Origin of the sequence: uncultured Jatrophihabitans sp. (assembly GCF_964246335.1) — a bacterium.
Lineage (GTDB): Bacteria > Actinomycetota > Actinomycetes > Mycobacteriales > Jatrophihabitantaceae > Jatrophihabitans.
Genome location: NZ_CAXTQF010000086.1, coordinates 1 through 12,020, shown reverse-complemented (window position 1 = coordinate 12,020; position 12,020 = coordinate 1). Strand labels below are relative to the sequence as shown.

16 protein-coding genes and 1 tRNA gene are annotated in these 12,020 nt (G+C 71.1%); 7 read left to right on the top strand and 10 right to left on the bottom strand.

Annotated elements, in window-relative coordinates; genetic code table 11:
- Both ACFFCN_RS17235 and ACFFCN_RS17230 read right to left on the bottom strand, forming a co-directional pair.
- Window positions 1-264, bottom strand: a 264-nt coding sequence (locus ACFFCN_RS17235; protein ID WP_375493644.1) for an LON peptidase substrate-binding domain-containing protein, incomplete at its 3' end; no start/stop codon positions are given.
- Between the two features lie 195 nt (window positions 265-459).
- Window positions 460-1,317: a PhzF family phenazine biosynthesis protein gene (locus tag ACFFCN_RS17230; protein WP_375493643.1), complete on the bottom strand. Its 858-nt coding sequence runs from the start codon at window positions 1,315-1,317 to the stop codon at window positions 460-462.
- A 55-nt stretch (window positions 1,318-1,372) separates the two neighbouring features.
- Here ACFFCN_RS17230 and ACFFCN_RS17225 point away from each other — a divergent pair, with 55 nt between their 5' ends.
- From ACFFCN_RS17225 to ACFFCN_RS17215, 3 genes are read left to right on the top strand one after another with little or no spacing between them, the layout of a single operon-like run.
- On the top strand, window positions 1,373-2,050 hold the full coding sequence (locus tag ACFFCN_RS17225) for an alpha/beta hydrolase (RefSeq protein ID WP_375493642.1): 678 nt from the start codon (window positions 1,373-1,375) through the stop codon (window positions 2,048-2,050).
- Between the two features lie 43 nt (window positions 2,051-2,093).
- Window positions 2,094-2,423 carry a putative quinol monooxygenase gene (locus ACFFCN_RS17220; protein WP_375493640.1) on the top strand — a complete coding sequence of 110 codons (330 nt, stop codon included), beginning with the start codon at window positions 2,094-2,096 and terminating at the stop codon, window positions 2,421-2,423.
- Between the two features lie 26 nt (window positions 2,424-2,449).
- The gene (locus ACFFCN_RS17215; RefSeq protein WP_375493638.1) at window positions 2,450-3,283 is read left to right on the top strand and encodes a putative RNA methyltransferase; all 834 of its coding nucleotides are present in this window, start codon (window positions 2,450-2,452) and stop codon (window positions 3,281-3,283) included.
- On the opposite strand, the gene ACFFCN_RS17210 is transcribed toward ACFFCN_RS17215, so the two are convergent.
- Complete coding sequence (locus ACFFCN_RS17210; protein WP_375493637.1) at window positions 3,247-4,260, bottom strand: pirin family protein; 1,014 nt, start codon at window positions 4,258-4,260, stop codon at window positions 3,247-3,249. The two genes, ACFFCN_RS17215 and ACFFCN_RS17210, sit on opposite strands and share 37 nt — an antisense overlap.
- A gap of 94 nt (window positions 4,261-4,354) precedes the next feature.
- Between ACFFCN_RS17210 and ACFFCN_RS17205 the strand changes: the two genes are divergently transcribed.
- Window positions 4,355-4,759 (top strand): nitroreductase family deazaflavin-dependent oxidoreductase, encoded by a 405-nt coding sequence (locus ACFFCN_RS17205; protein ID WP_375493646.1) that lies wholly within the window; start codon window positions 4,355-4,357, stop codon window positions 4,757-4,759.
- 24 nt (window positions 4,760-4,783) lie between these two features.
- On the opposite strand, the gene ACFFCN_RS17200 is transcribed toward ACFFCN_RS17205, so the two are convergent.
- A tRNA-Leu gene (locus ACFFCN_RS17200) sits at window positions 4,784-4,856 on the bottom strand.
- 34 nt (window positions 4,857-4,890) lie between these two features.
- Between ACFFCN_RS17200 and ACFFCN_RS17195 the strand changes: the two genes are divergently transcribed.
- Window positions 4,891-5,514, top strand: coding sequence for a hypothetical protein (locus ACFFCN_RS17195; protein WP_375493636.1), 624 nt, complete (start codon window positions 4,891-4,893; stop codon window positions 5,512-5,514).
- On the top strand, window positions 5,511-5,879 hold the full coding sequence (locus ACFFCN_RS17190; RefSeq protein WP_375493634.1) for an acyl-CoA thioesterase: 369 nt from the start codon (window positions 5,511-5,513) through the stop codon (window positions 5,877-5,879). The genes ACFFCN_RS17195 and ACFFCN_RS17190 overlap by 4 nt, the downstream gene beginning before the upstream one ends.
- Here ACFFCN_RS17190 and ACFFCN_RS17185 read toward each other — a convergent pair.
- Complete coding sequence (locus ACFFCN_RS17185; protein WP_375493633.1) at window positions 5,872-6,654, bottom strand: uracil-DNA glycosylase; 783 nt, start codon at window positions 6,652-6,654, stop codon at window positions 5,872-5,874. The genes ACFFCN_RS17190 and ACFFCN_RS17185 overlap by 8 nt on opposite strands.
- A gap of 78 nt (window positions 6,655-6,732) precedes the next feature.
- Between ACFFCN_RS17185 and ACFFCN_RS17180 the strand changes: the two genes are divergently transcribed.
- On the top strand, window positions 6,733-7,077 hold the full coding sequence (locus tag ACFFCN_RS17180) for a DUF4235 domain-containing protein (RefSeq protein WP_375493631.1): 345 nt from the start codon (window positions 6,733-6,735) through the stop codon (window positions 7,075-7,077).
- Between the two features lie 9 nt (window positions 7,078-7,086).
- On the opposite strand, the gene ACFFCN_RS17175 is transcribed toward ACFFCN_RS17180, so the two are convergent.
- The 5 genes from ACFFCN_RS17175 to ACFFCN_RS17155 all read right to left on the bottom strand — a co-directional run bounded on the left by ACFFCN_RS17175 (window position 7,087) and on the right by ACFFCN_RS17155 (window position 11,646).
- Entirely contained in the window at window positions 7,087-8,019 is a 933-nt protein-coding gene (locus tag ACFFCN_RS17175) for an exopolyphosphatase (RefSeq protein WP_375493629.1), read from the bottom strand.
- Window positions 8,016-8,525 (bottom strand): DUF501 domain-containing protein, encoded by a 510-nt coding sequence (locus ACFFCN_RS17170; protein WP_375493627.1) that lies wholly within the window; start codon window positions 8,523-8,525, stop codon window positions 8,016-8,018. Before ACFFCN_RS17170 ends, ACFFCN_RS17175 begins: the two co-directional genes overlap by 4 nt.
- A complete protein-coding gene (locus tag ACFFCN_RS17165) occupies window positions 8,522-8,932 on the bottom strand; it encodes a septum formation initiator family protein (protein ID WP_375493625.1) in 411 nt (136 codons plus the stop codon). Before ACFFCN_RS17165 ends, ACFFCN_RS17170 begins: the two co-directional genes overlap by 4 nt.
- Window positions 8,933-8,936: 4 nt before the next feature.
- Entirely contained in the window at window positions 8,937-10,244 is a 1,308-nt protein-coding gene (eno, locus tag ACFFCN_RS17160) for a phosphopyruvate hydratase (RefSeq protein ID WP_375493623.1), read from the bottom strand.
- Window positions 10,245-10,341: 97 nt separating this feature from the next.
- Window positions 10,342-11,646: a diguanylate cyclase gene (locus ACFFCN_RS17155; protein WP_375493621.1), complete on the bottom strand. Its 1,305-nt coding sequence runs from the start codon at window positions 11,644-11,646 to the stop codon at window positions 10,342-10,344.
- Window positions 11,647-12,020: the final 374 nt, after the last annotated feature.

Below are 12,020 nucleotides of genomic sequence, written 5' to 3'. Positions count from 1 at the left end.
GACCGGGTTCATCGAGCCGGCCTCGGTGATGGCTCGGACGATGCGGCCGGGCAGCCGGCCGACCTGCTCGATGGACGCCACGACGCCGAAGGACGGGTAGCGATCGGCAAGGCGGGGGGCCAGCAGCAGCTGGCTGTCGGAGCTGGCGCGCGCGGCGTCGATGACGGCGCGGGCGTCGCTGTCGAGCTCGACCGGCACGACCATGCCGGGCAGCACCACGAGGTCGGGAACGGAAAGGATGGGCAGGGTCACCACATCGGACATGAATTGCCTCTTGTCTTCAGATGTCGCCATTCTTGAGCGTCATCGACTCAAGGCCGCGGGCCGTCTAAATGTTCCAGAGGGTCCGTCCGCTCACGGCGAACGCCCCACCGCCCCCTTCTTGCATGCTCACATGACCACTTTCCGGCCCGGAAACTGGTCAGCTCGGCATGCAAGAACGGACAGTGACCGGGGTGCTCAGAGGGCGACGGTGCCGGAGACGCCGAGGACCGTGTCGCCGCCGACCCAGACCTGACCGCCGGCGCCCCCCGCGCCGCCGGCGCCGTCAGCGCCACCGATGCGCTCGACGTGCACCCGCCCGCGCCGGCCCAGCCGGGTCCCCTGACTCGCGACGTAGCGCTCGGGCAGCACACCGGCCCCGATCAGCCACTGGCCGATCGAGGCGTTGAGGCTGCCGGTGACCGGGTCCTCCAGGCCGAAGTCGGCGAACGCGCGCACCTCGACGTCGGCCGGGCCGCTGCCGGCGTAGCGGCCGACGATCCCGACGTCGGGCGTCCCCAGCCGGCCGAAGTCCGGCTCGACGGCGAGGACGGCCTCGGCGTCGCGGAGCAGGACCGCCAGCCAGCCGGGGCCGTTGTCGGCCCACGCCGCGTCGAGCACCGCGCGGCGGTCGAGCCGCAACCCACGCAGCACGGGTTCGAGGTCGGCGTCGTCGACCGGACCGCTGCGTCGCAACGGTGGCGCGGCGAAGGCCAGCCGCTCACCGTCACGGCGCACGTGCACCAACCCGGCGCCGCACTCCTGCACGATCAGGTCCGCATGCGGCACGCCGCCCGCGGCCAGCCAGGCCCGCGCGGAGCCGAGCGTCGGGTGCCCGGCGAACGGCAGCTCGCGCCCGGTAGTGAAGATGCGCAGGCGGTAATCGGCGACGGGATCGGTCGGCGGCAGCAGGAACGTCGTCTCGGACAGATTCGTCCAGCGCGCGAACGCAGCGAGCTGCGCGTCGTCGAGACCGTCGGCGTCGTGCACGACCGCGACCGGATTGCCGAGGGTGAGCTCGTCGGTGAACACGTCGACCTGGCTGAAGCGGCGCACATGGTCACCGTCTCACGCACGATTGGCCGGTGCCGCCCGCGGGCAGGCCCTGCTCATGCCCGCACCACGCCTCATTCCCGTCGGCCGGACCGATAACCCGCGCGCCGCGGTGCTCGTCATGCACGGCGGCGCGAGCCGGCGCGGGGAGCCGATGGTGAGCCCGACCCAGCTGTCGGTCCTGCGCATGGTGCCGATCGCCGGGCGGGTCAACCGGCTGGGACGCGGCGAGCTCGCCGTGTTCCGGCTGCTCAACTCGGTCCGGGGCTGGGACACCCGGCACACACCCGTGCAGGACGCGCGCTGGGCGCTCGAGCAGATCCACGACCGCTACGGCGATCTGCCGGTGGGGCTGATCGGCCACTCGCTGGGCGGCCGCGCCGCGCTGCTCGTGACACCGCACCCCCAGGTTTCCTGCACCGTCGCGCTGGCCCCGTGGGTGTACGCCCAGGACGACGTCGACCTCGGCGGCCGGCGCGCGCTGTTCGTGCACGGCACGCAGGACCGCATCGCGAGCCCGCAGAACTCGGCTGCCGTCGCCCGCCGGGCCGCGCGCACCGGCGAGGTCGGTTACATCCGCATCGACGGCGGCAAGCACGCGATGCTCAGTCACCACCGCGAGTACGACGGCTACGCCGCCGCGTTCACCCTCGCCTGCCTGCTGGACGAGCGACCACGGCACCTGCCGGCGCCGGTGGCGCAGGTGCTCGACGGCGCGCAGTGGGTCGACGCCTGACCGGACGGTTGCGACACGCCACACTCGCGGGAAGGCTGCACGCATGATTTTCATCGTGGTCAAGTGGAGTGTCCTGCCCGAGCACGTCGACACCTGGCTGGACACCGTCGACGAGTTCACCCAGGCGACGCGCGCCGAGGCCGGCAATCTGTTCTTCGAGTGGTCGCGCAGCGCGGACGACCCGAACGTCTTCGTGTTGGTCGAGGCGTTCCGCGATTCCGACGCCGGCGGTGAGCACGTGCAGTCCGCTCACTTCAAGAAGGCGACCGGCGAGCTCGGCGACTACCTGCAGTCCACGCCGTCCATCGTCAGCACCGAGATCGCCGGGATGGACGGCTGGGGCGAGATGGGCGAGATCACGGTCGAGCGCTGAGCGAGGAACGCACCGCGCTCGACGCGGTGCTGGCGGATCTGCGCTGCCCGGTCTGCGCCGATCCGTTCACCCGCTCAGCGGGCACGGTGTCCTGCCCGCAGGGGCACGCTTTCGACGTCGCACGGCAGGGTTACCTGAACCTGACCGCCGGGGCCCGCGGGCCGGGTACGGCGGACACCGCAGCCATGGTGGCGGCACGCGCGGCCTTCCTCGCCGCCGGTCATTTCGCGCTGATCGCGGACGCGGTGGCGGACGCGACGGCGCATGCAGCCGGGCTGGTGGTCGACGTCGCGGGCGGCACCGGCTACTACCTCGCCGCCGCGCTCGGGAAGAACGAGCGGGCCACCGGCCTGTGCCTCGACCTGTCGGTGCCGGCGTTGCGCCGGGCGGCGAGCGCCCATGCCCGCGCCGCAGCGGTGGGCGCCGACGCGTGGCAGCGGTTGCCACTGGTTACCGGCCGCGCTGCCGCGGTGTTGAGCATCTTCGGCCCACGCAACGCGGACGAGGTCGAACGCATCCTCGCGCTGGACGGTGTGTTCATCGTGGTCTCGCCACGTGACGGGCATCTGCGCGAGCTCGTCGACCGGCTCGGCTTGATCGGCGTCGACCCGGACAAGGCGCGGCGGCAAGCGGCCACCTTCGCCCGGTTCGATCAGCTGGCGGAGCAACGGGTCACCTATCCGCTGGCCCTCGACCACGCCGCGGCGCTCGCTGCTGCCGAGATGGGCCCGAGCGCAGCGCACCACGACGCCGCCGAGCTCGCGCGCCGCGCGGCGCACCTACCCGACGTGCTCGAGGTGCGCGTCGACGTGAGTGTCGCGGCCTACGGCCGGTCGGTCGGCTCGCGGTCGCCGCTGTAGACGTGCGGCATGATCGCGTCCGGCGGGATGACCCCGAGCCGACCGCGCTGATAGTCCTCGAGTGCCTGCTGCAGCTCCGCCCGGGTGTTCATCACGAACGGGCCGTACTGCTGCATCGCCTCGCCGATCGGCCGACCGCCGAGCAGGATGACCTCGAGCGACGACGTGCGGCTGTCCTGGCGTGCGTCGGCGGCGAGCGTGATGCGGTCGCCCGCGCCGAACACCGCGAGCTGTCCGGCGTGGATCGGCTCGCCCTGCGTCCCGACGCTTCCCGAACCCGCATACACGTAGGCCAGCGCGTTGTAGTCGGCCTGCCACGGCAGCGACAGCCGCGCACCGGCCGCGACCGACGCGTGCAGCAGGGTGATCGGCGTGTGCGTCGAACCCGGACCCTTGTGCACCACACCGTCGGCGCCGGTGATCTCGCCGGCGATCACCCGCAACAACGCGCCACCATCGGCGCTCGCGAGCAGCAGCAGATCCGACGCCTCGACCGGCTGGTACGCGGGCGTACTGAACTTGTCCGCCGCAGGCAGGTTCACCCACAGCTGGAAACCGTTGAACAGGCCGCCGTCCTCGACGAGCTTCTCCGGCGGCGTTTCGATGTGCAGCAGGCCGGCGCCGGCCGTCATCCACTGCGTCGAGCCCTCGCGGATGACGCCGCCCCCGCCGTGCGTGTCCTGGTGGATGAACTGCCCGTCGATCAAGTAAGTGACGGTCTCGAAGCCGCGGTGCGGGTGCCAGTTCGTGCCACGGGGTTCGCCGGCGGCATAGTCCACCTCGCCCATGTGATCCATCATGATGAACGGGTCGAGGTGCTGGTAGGCGATGCCGGCCATCGTGCGGCGCACCGGGAAGCCCTCACCCTCGAAGCCGGTCGGCCCGGTCGAGACGGCCAGCACGGGACGCTCGGTGTCGCCCAGCCCGGCGTCCTTGACGCGCGGCAGTACCAGGGTGTCGGCGGTAACGGCGACCATGACGATCACACTCCTCGCAGTTCGTTGCAGATGCAACTGCTTGGCCAACGAGCTGCGCGGGCACCCTATTCCGGACACCAGCGAAGGGATGCGAATGCTGTACGGCAAGGAACACGTCGAGCGTTACGAGGAGACCGACGGCCGCGAGGGTTACGAGTGGGAGAACGGGACCACGATCCTGTTGCTGCACACGACCGGTCGCAAGTCCGGCAAGGACGTCGTCAGCCCGTTGATCTTCCGGGAGTGGGACAACGACTACCTGATCGTGGCGTCCAAGGGCGGCGACGACGCCGCTCCGGACTGGTTCAAGAACATCGAGAACGACGCCGACGTCGAGGTGCAGATCAAGGGTGACAAGTTCGCGGCGCACGCCCGTGCCGCGGAGCCGGGCGAGAAGCCCGCCATGTGGCAGCACATGGTCGAGGTCTGGCCGGACTACGCGGAATACCAGAAGAAGACCAGCCGCAACATCCCGGTGGTCGTGCTCGAGCGCAGCTGAGCGCGAACTCGCGCCCGGCGTCCGTACCCCCGGTCGGGGTCGAACCGACACTGGAACCCTTTTAAGGGGTCTGCCTCTGCCATTGGGCTACGGGGGCGCACGGTCATTGTGCCGCCCGGCAGGATGAACGCATGCCCGTCCGTCCAGCACAGCGCCTGCACGAACTGCGAACACTCGCCCACCGGTCGGGTGCTACGGACGCCGAAGTCGCCGCCGTACTGCCCGGCGACGACCTCGTGCCGGACGCGACGGACGTCGTCGATCGCGCCGTCACGCTGCCGGCCCCGCCGCAGCAGGTGTGGCCGTGGCTCGCGCAACTCGGCAAGGGCCGCGCCGGGTGGTACTTCCCCGCGCAGGTCGAACGGTTCGTTCCGGCAGGCAGGCGCGGGTTGCGACACATCGACGCCGCGCTGACCGACGTGCGTGTCGGCCAGGACCACGCCGACTGGGGACCGGGCACACCGGTGCTGCGGATCGTCGCGCTGGAGCCGGAGCGGCTGTTGCTCTTCCACTCCCTGCGCGACACCCGCAACGACCATCGCTGGCCCGCCGACGGACGCGATGGAGACGGCGTCTTCGCGATGAGCTGGGGGCAACTGCTGACGCTGGACGGCCCCGACCGCACCCGGCTGCACCTGCGGCTGCGCATGCGGACGAAGTCGAAGCTGCTCGCTGCGGCCGGCGGCGCGTTCGACTGGGCCACCGTCGAGTTGATGTTCACCGGCCTGCGCGAGCGCGTCGCCACCGCGCGATGAGTACGTGGTCCGCGCCGGTGCGCTACGGCGAGTGCGACCAACAGGGCGTCGTCTTCAACGCGCATTACCTGCTCTACTGCGACGAAGCGCTCGCTGCGTACTGCGCGCACCGCGGCCTGCCGGACCTGGCCGAGGCGGTGCACCTGGTGACGTCGACGTTGACGTGGCGCTCGCCCGCGCGGTGGGGCGAGACCGTCGACGTCGACGTGCGATGCACAAAGGTCGGCCGTACCAGCTTCGACCTCACCTTCGAGATCAGCGTCGGCCAACGGCGCAGCTGCACGGTGACCACCGTCTACGTGAATACCGACGGCAGCGGTCATCCGGAGCCGCTGCCGCAGGCCGCCCGTGACCGGCTCAGCTGAGCCGAGCCAGCTCGACTGCCCGCGCGAACACCGCGTCCAGCATCGGTTCGGTCAGCCGTCCGGTGAACGTGTTCTGCTGGCTGACGTGGTAGCAACCGAGGATCGTGCGGCCGTCGACGTGCGCCTCGACGCCATGCCCGAAGCGCGGCGCGGCCGCAGGCACCGCGATGCCGGCCGCGCGCAGGGTCGGCCACAACGTCGCCCAGCCGAAGCCGCCCAGCACCACCACGACCCGAACCCGCGGCCACCGCAGCTGCAGTTCGCGCACCAGCCACGGGCGGCACGCGTCGCGCTCCTGCGGCGTCGGCTTGTTCGCCGGCGGCGCACAGTGCACCGGCGCGGTGATGTAGACGTCGTCCAGGCGCAGCCCGTCCGTCGCCGAGACCGCGTGCGGCTGGCTGGCGAGGCCGGTGCGGTACAACGCCGCGTAGAGCCAGTCGCCGCTGCGGTCGCCGGTGAACATCCGCCCGGTGCGGTTCGCGCCGTGGGCGGCCGGCGCGAGGCCGACCACCAGGATGCGCGCGGTCGGGTCACCGAACCCGGGCACCGGACGGCCCCAGTACTCCTCGTCGGCGAACGACCGCCGCCGTACCTGCGCGACCTCCTCGCGCCACGCCACCAGGCGCGGGCAGGCGCGGCAGACGCTGAGGCGCTGAGCGACCTGGGCCGCGTTCGCTGTACGGGCGAGGCGCACCACGTCCGACGGGCCGCGTGCGACGGGAGTGCGCGGGCCGGCCGGGTCACCCGGCCAACCCGATCCGGGCGGCACCGACATCGCTCCAGCTTCGCAGGATCCCGCCGGCCACGACGTGGGTAGGGTCGGTTCGATCGCTGTTCGTGACAGGAGAGGTAGATGGCCGACGCAGGCGCGAAGATCACCGTCAAGGTCCTGAGCATCGCCATCGGCATTCCGGTGGGGATCGCGACCCGCAAGCTCATCGAGCGGACGTGGCAGGCGACCGGCGCCACCGGCCGGCCGCGCAGGCCGACCGATGACAACGTCGCCTTCGCCGACGCGGTTGCCTGGGGTGCGCTGTCGGCCGTCGGCGTGGTGATCGCCGACCTGGTGACGCGGCGCAGCGCCGAAGCCGTCTACTCGGCGATCACCGGCAACCAGGCGCCGCCCGGCAAGGCGTCCAAGGCCGACAAGAAGCTGGACAAGGCCGCGGAGAAGGCGAAGCTCGTCGAGAAGGACTGAGCTGCAGGCTCAGGTGAGGCCGAGTGCGATCCCGTCCAGGATGTCGTGTTCGCTGGCGGTCACCGCGGTGACGCCGGTCCGCTCCACGACGGTGCGAAGCACCAGCGCGCCCCCGCCGATGACATCCGCGCGCCCTGGATGCATCACCGGCAGTGCTGCGCGCTGATCCCTGGTCATCGCGAGCAGGCTTTGCGTGACGTCGGAGACCTGCTCGGCCGAAATGCGTGCGCCGTGGATGCGCGCAGAGTCGTAGCGCGGCAGGCCCAACACCAGCGCCGCGATCGTCGTCACGGTCCCGGCCACCCCGACCAACGGCACGTCCGGCTCCAACGCCACATCGACTGCGGCGGCGTCCAGTGCGGACTGCACATCGGCAACGACCGCGGCCGCCTGCGCGGGTGTCGGCGGGTCGTCGTGCAGGTAGCGCTCGGTCATGCGTACGCAGCCGACATCCATGCTGTGCGACTGCAGCGTGCGGTCGGCCGCCGCGGCGTCGGCGAGGTCTCCGCGCACCAGCTCGGTCGAGCCGCCGCCGATGTCCGCGACGAGCAATGGCCCGCGCGACTGTGGCAGCACGCTCGCAGCGCCGGTGAACGACAACGCAGCCTCCTCGAGACCGGTGATCACTTCCGGCTCGACGCCGAGCTCGGCGTGCACCATGGCGACGAAGTCGGCGCGGTTCGCGGCGTCGCGGGTCGCGCTCGTGGCAACCATCCGGACGCGGCGTGCGCCGCTGCGCTCGATCGTCGCCGCGTACTCACGCACTGCGGCACGAGTGCGTTCGAGTGCCGCCGGGGCGAAGCGGCCGGTGCGGTCGACGCCCTCGCCGAGCCGCACGATGCGCATCTCGCGGGTCACGTCGCGCAGACCGCCGCCCTCGGGTTCGGCGATCAGCAGTCGGATGGAGTTGGTGCCGCAGTCGATGGCAGCCACCGGCGTCATGACTGCTCCGGCCGCTCGACGCACGGCCCCGTCGACCACCACGGGGGCAGCTGCGCGAGGGCCTCGTCGCCGAGCGGGTTGACGCCCGGCCCCGCGGCGAGTGCGTGGGCAACCAACACGTGCAGGCACTTCACCCGCGTGGGCATGCCGCCGGCGCTGATCCCGGCGATCTGCTCGACGTGGCCGAGCTGCTCACGCCGGGCGAGGTAAACCTCGTGTGCGTTGCGGTAGGCAGCGGCGAGGTCCGCGTCCGCGCCGAGGCGCTCGGTCATTCTCGTCATCGTGCCGTCGGCCTCGAGCCGGCCGATCGCCGACGCGGCGCGTGGGCAGGTGAGGTAGTACAGCGTCGGGAACGGTGTCCCGTCGGCGAGCCGCGGCGAGGTCTCGACGACGTCGGGGTTCCCGCAGGGGCAGTGATGTGCCACGGCGCGGATGGCGCGCGGTGCGCGGCCCAGTTGTTCGGCGACGACGTCGCGGTCTGCCTGGGTGAGGTCGGCCGCGGTCACTTGTCGGCTGCGCGCACGCTGTTCCACAGGCGGGTGTTCCACCCGGTGCCGCGCGCCTGCGCCGCCCGCACGCCGGAGGACTTCGCGATCGTCGTGCGCTGGCCCTTGTCGACCACGACGTAGACGGTGTCGCCGGGCATGGCGAACTGCAGCTTGATCCGCGCCTCGCGCTGCACATACCCCGGGTCGGCCCAGCGTTGGTGCTGCTTCGTCAGCCGGGCGAGCTGCGCGCGATCGTCGTGCAGCTTGCTCGCCGCAGCGCCGACCTCGCCGCGGCTGGCCAGGTACCGATGCACCGGCGAGGCCAGCAGCACGACGAGCAGCAAGGAGACCGCACCCAGCACGATCGCGCGGCCGGTGAGGATGGGCCGCGCGGACCGCCGGCGCTGACGTTGGCGCAGCACCATGTGCTCAGCTGCCCTCCGACGCACCGCGGAACGGCGTCGGCAGGTACCGGGGGAATGCGCCTGCGCCGGCATACCGGGCCGCGTCGTCGAGCTCGTCCTCGATACGCAGCAGCTGGTTGTACTTCGCGGTGCGGTCGGTGCGGGCCGGCGCGCCCGACTTGAGTTGACCGCAGTTGGTCGCCACGGCGAGGTCGGCGATCGTGGTGTCCTCGGTCTCCCCGGACCGGTGGCTCATCATGCAGCGGTAGCCGTGGCGGTGCGCGAGGTCGACGGCGTCGAACGTCTCGGTCAGCGTGCCGATCTGGTTGACCTTGACCAGCAGCGCGTTGGCCGCACCCGACTCGATACCCCGGCCGAGCCGGTCGGGGTTGGTGACGAACAGGTCGTCGCCGACCAGTTGCACGCGCTCGTCGAGTTCGCCGGTGAGCGCCTCCCAGGCGGGCCAGTCGTCCTCGGCGAGCGGGTCTTCGAGGGACACGATCGGGTAGCTCTCGAGCAGCGACGTGTAGTAGGCGACCATCTCGTCCGACGTCTGCTGCTTGCCCTCGAAGGTGTAGGCGTCGTCGGCGTAGCACTCGGTGGCGGCGACGTCCAGGGCCAACGCGACGTCGGTGCCGGGCTGCAGGCCGGCCGGCTCGAGCGCTGCGACGCTCAGGGCGCGCGCAGCGCGGTTGGACTCGAGGTCCGGCGCGAAGCCGCCTTCGTCGCCGAGCCCGGTGCTCAGGCCCTTGCCCTTCAACACGGACTTCAGGGCGTGGTACACCTCGGCGCCGTACCGCAGGGCGTCGGCAAACGTGGGCGCGCCGATCGGCGCGATCATGAATTCCTGCACGTCGACGTTGGAGTCCGCGTGCGCCCCGCCGTTGACGATGTTCATCATCGGGACGGGCAGCAGGTAGGCGTTCGGGCCGCCCAGGTAGCGGAACAACGGCAGGTTCGCCGAGCTCGCCGCCGCCTTCGCCACGGCCAGGGAGACGCCCAGGATGGCGTTCGCGCCGAATCTGCTCTTGTCGGGGGTGCCGTCGAGATCACGCAGCGCCTGGTCGAGCAGCCGCTGCTCGCTGGCCTCCAGGCCCATCACTTCTGGAGCGATGTCGTCCATCACCGCGGTGACGGCCTTCTCGACACCCTTGCCGCCGTACCGCTCGCCCCCGTCGCGCAGCTCCACCGCCTCGAACGCGCCGGTCGACGCGCCGCTGGGCACGGCGGCGCGGGCGAGCGTGCCGTCGTCGAGGGCGACTTCGACCTCGACCGTCGGGTTGCCGCGTGAGTCGAGAATCTCCCGGGCGCCGACCGCCTCGATGCTCGCCACTGAATCCGTCCTTCCGCAGAGGTCGGTACGACCCTAGCTGCGGCCCAGCGGTGCCCGCGGGTGCCCCGCCGAGGCCCGGCGGACGACTGTGCGGCGCTCAGCGCGCGGAGATGCGATCCCGGCCGCCACCGGCGCCGCGATCGGCCAGCATCACGCGGTTGCGTCCGAGGGCCTTGGCACGGTAGAGCGCGGCGTCGGCCGAGTGCAGCAGATCGGTGAGCTCGCTGCCGTCGGTCGGTGAACAGGCCACGCCGATCGAGACGGACAGCCGTCCGTCGTTCTCCGGGGCGACACCATCGACCAGGTCCGAGATGCGCAGGTCGTGGATGCGCGAGCGCAGCCGTTCCGCGACGACGAGCGCGTCCCCATCGGAGGCGGTCGGCAGCACGGCGACGAATTCCTCGCCGCCGAACCGGCCGACCGTGTCGTACTCGCGGACCTCCGTGCGCAGCCGCTGCCCGATGCCGCGTAGCACTTGGTCGCCGGCGAGGTGTCCGAACCGGTCGTTGACGAGCTTGAAGCGGTCGAGGTCGATGATGATCACGCCGGTACTGCCTTGGGTCCGCTCCGCACGCGTGAGTTCGCGCTGTGCGATGCGCTCCCAGGTGATGGCGTTGTACAGCCCGGTCTTGGCGTCGGTCGACGCCGCGGTCTCGAGTTCGCGAACGAGCGCGCCCCGCTGCAACGTGATCATCGGCGCGATCGCGAGGATGGCCAGCCACGGCTGTTCCAGCAGTGCGGCGGCGACCAGCCCGCCCAGGCAGAGTGTTGCGAACTCGGTCAGGTTGTCGTGGAGCGTGCCGTACAGATCCTTGCCCCGGGCGCCGAGGGCCAGCAGCGCCGGCGTCACCAGCGCGCGGTTGACCAGCGCGTAGGCGACTATGACGACGAGATACGGCACCGCCCGCGACAGGGTCCACGGCAGACCGGCCGTGGCGTCGCGGAGAAGGCCGAGTGCCCACGCGGTGATGAGCGTGGTCAGCATGGCGTTGGCGACGTTGAAACAGGACCGGTGCAGGGGGCGCCCGGCAGGCCGGTCCCGCCGCAGCCAGCCGTACACGCCCAGCGAGGCAAGCAGGACCGGCGCCATGCCCAGGGGGAGGACAAGCGCAGCGGCGACGCCCCATACGGACGTCATGTCGTGGGTCAGGTCAGCGCCCAGCCGAATCTGCACCCGGGCGAGGCGTTTTCCTACCTCCTCGTAGCCGAGTGCGAGCACGGCGAGCAGGGCCAGCCTCGCCCAGTCCCCGCCGGTCGAATGCAGATCAATCAGGGCGAAGGTGCCCCAGACCAACAGGGCCGCTTCGACCAACCAGGCGTAACGGATGAACAGCGGCGGCGACGAGATGGCCGAAGTACGGCGCGACACGAGAGCACGCGTGCTGCGCGCACCGGTCGTCATCGCATGTACCTACCTCTGGCCTGGCCCCCACAAGCTGGCTAAATGATAGCCGGAGTAAGGCCCGGTGAAACAGAGCCGACCGACAACTCCGGCAAACTTCCTGTCACCCGCAGTGATGGTCGTCCGACGCGCCTCAAACGCGGCATCTTATACATTCCGGACCGGGTGGGTGTCCCGTCATGCTGTGGAGAGGCCGCCCATGACCCTTTCGCCCCCCTATAGCCCGATCTGTGCACGGTCGCGTCGCGCGCGCGTCCAGACCGTAATTTCACAATTGCCGGGTATACCGCGGTTTCACTTGCGCAGGAGGTCCATTTGAACTGCCCGCCAGCGTCGCCCCCCGTCTGGAAGGAGCCCCCCGTGTCGCACTGGAC

Excerpts from the sequence above, each read along its gene's own strand:
- ACFFCN_RS17225 (WP_375493642.1), top strand. The coding sequence starts at position 1,373 with ATGCCCGCACCACGCCTCATTCCCGTCGGCCGGACCGATAACCCGCGC.
- ACFFCN_RS17220 (WP_375493640.1), top strand. The coding sequence starts at position 2,094 with ATGATTTTCATCGTGGTCAAGTGGAGTGTCCTGCCCGAGCACGTCGAC.
- ACFFCN_RS17210 (WP_375493637.1), bottom strand. The coding sequence starts at position 4,260 with ATGGTCGCCGTTACCGCCGACACCCTGGTACTGCCGCGCGTCAAGGAC.
- ACFFCN_RS17205 (WP_375493646.1), top strand. The coding sequence starts at position 4,355 with ATGCTGTACGGCAAGGAACACGTCGAGCGTTACGAGGAGACCGACGGC.
- ACFFCN_RS17195 (WP_375493636.1), top strand. The coding sequence starts at position 4,891 with ATGCCCGTCCGTCCAGCACAGCGCCTGCACGAACTGCGAACACTCGCC.
- ACFFCN_RS17190 (WP_375493634.1), top strand. The coding sequence starts at position 5,511 with ATGAGTACGTGGTCCGCGCCGGTGCGCTACGGCGAGTGCGACCAACAG.
- ACFFCN_RS17185 (WP_375493633.1), bottom strand. The coding sequence starts at position 6,654 with ATGTCGGTGCCGCCCGGATCGGGTTGGCCGGGTGACCCGGCCGGCCCG.
- ACFFCN_RS17180 (WP_375493631.1), top strand. The coding sequence starts at position 6,733 with ATGGCCGACGCAGGCGCGAAGATCACCGTCAAGGTCCTGAGCATCGCC.
- ACFFCN_RS17175 (WP_375493629.1), bottom strand. The coding sequence starts at position 8,019 with ATGACGCCGGTGGCTGCCATCGACTGCGGCACCAACTCCATCCGACTG.
- ACFFCN_RS17165 (WP_375493625.1), bottom strand. The coding sequence starts at position 8,932 with ATGGTGCTGCGCCAACGTCAGCGCCGGCGGTCCGCGCGGCCCATCCTC.
- ACFFCN_RS17155 (WP_375493621.1), bottom strand. The coding sequence starts at position 11,646 with ATGACGACCGGTGCGCGCAGCACGCGTGCTCTCGTGTCGCGCCGTACT.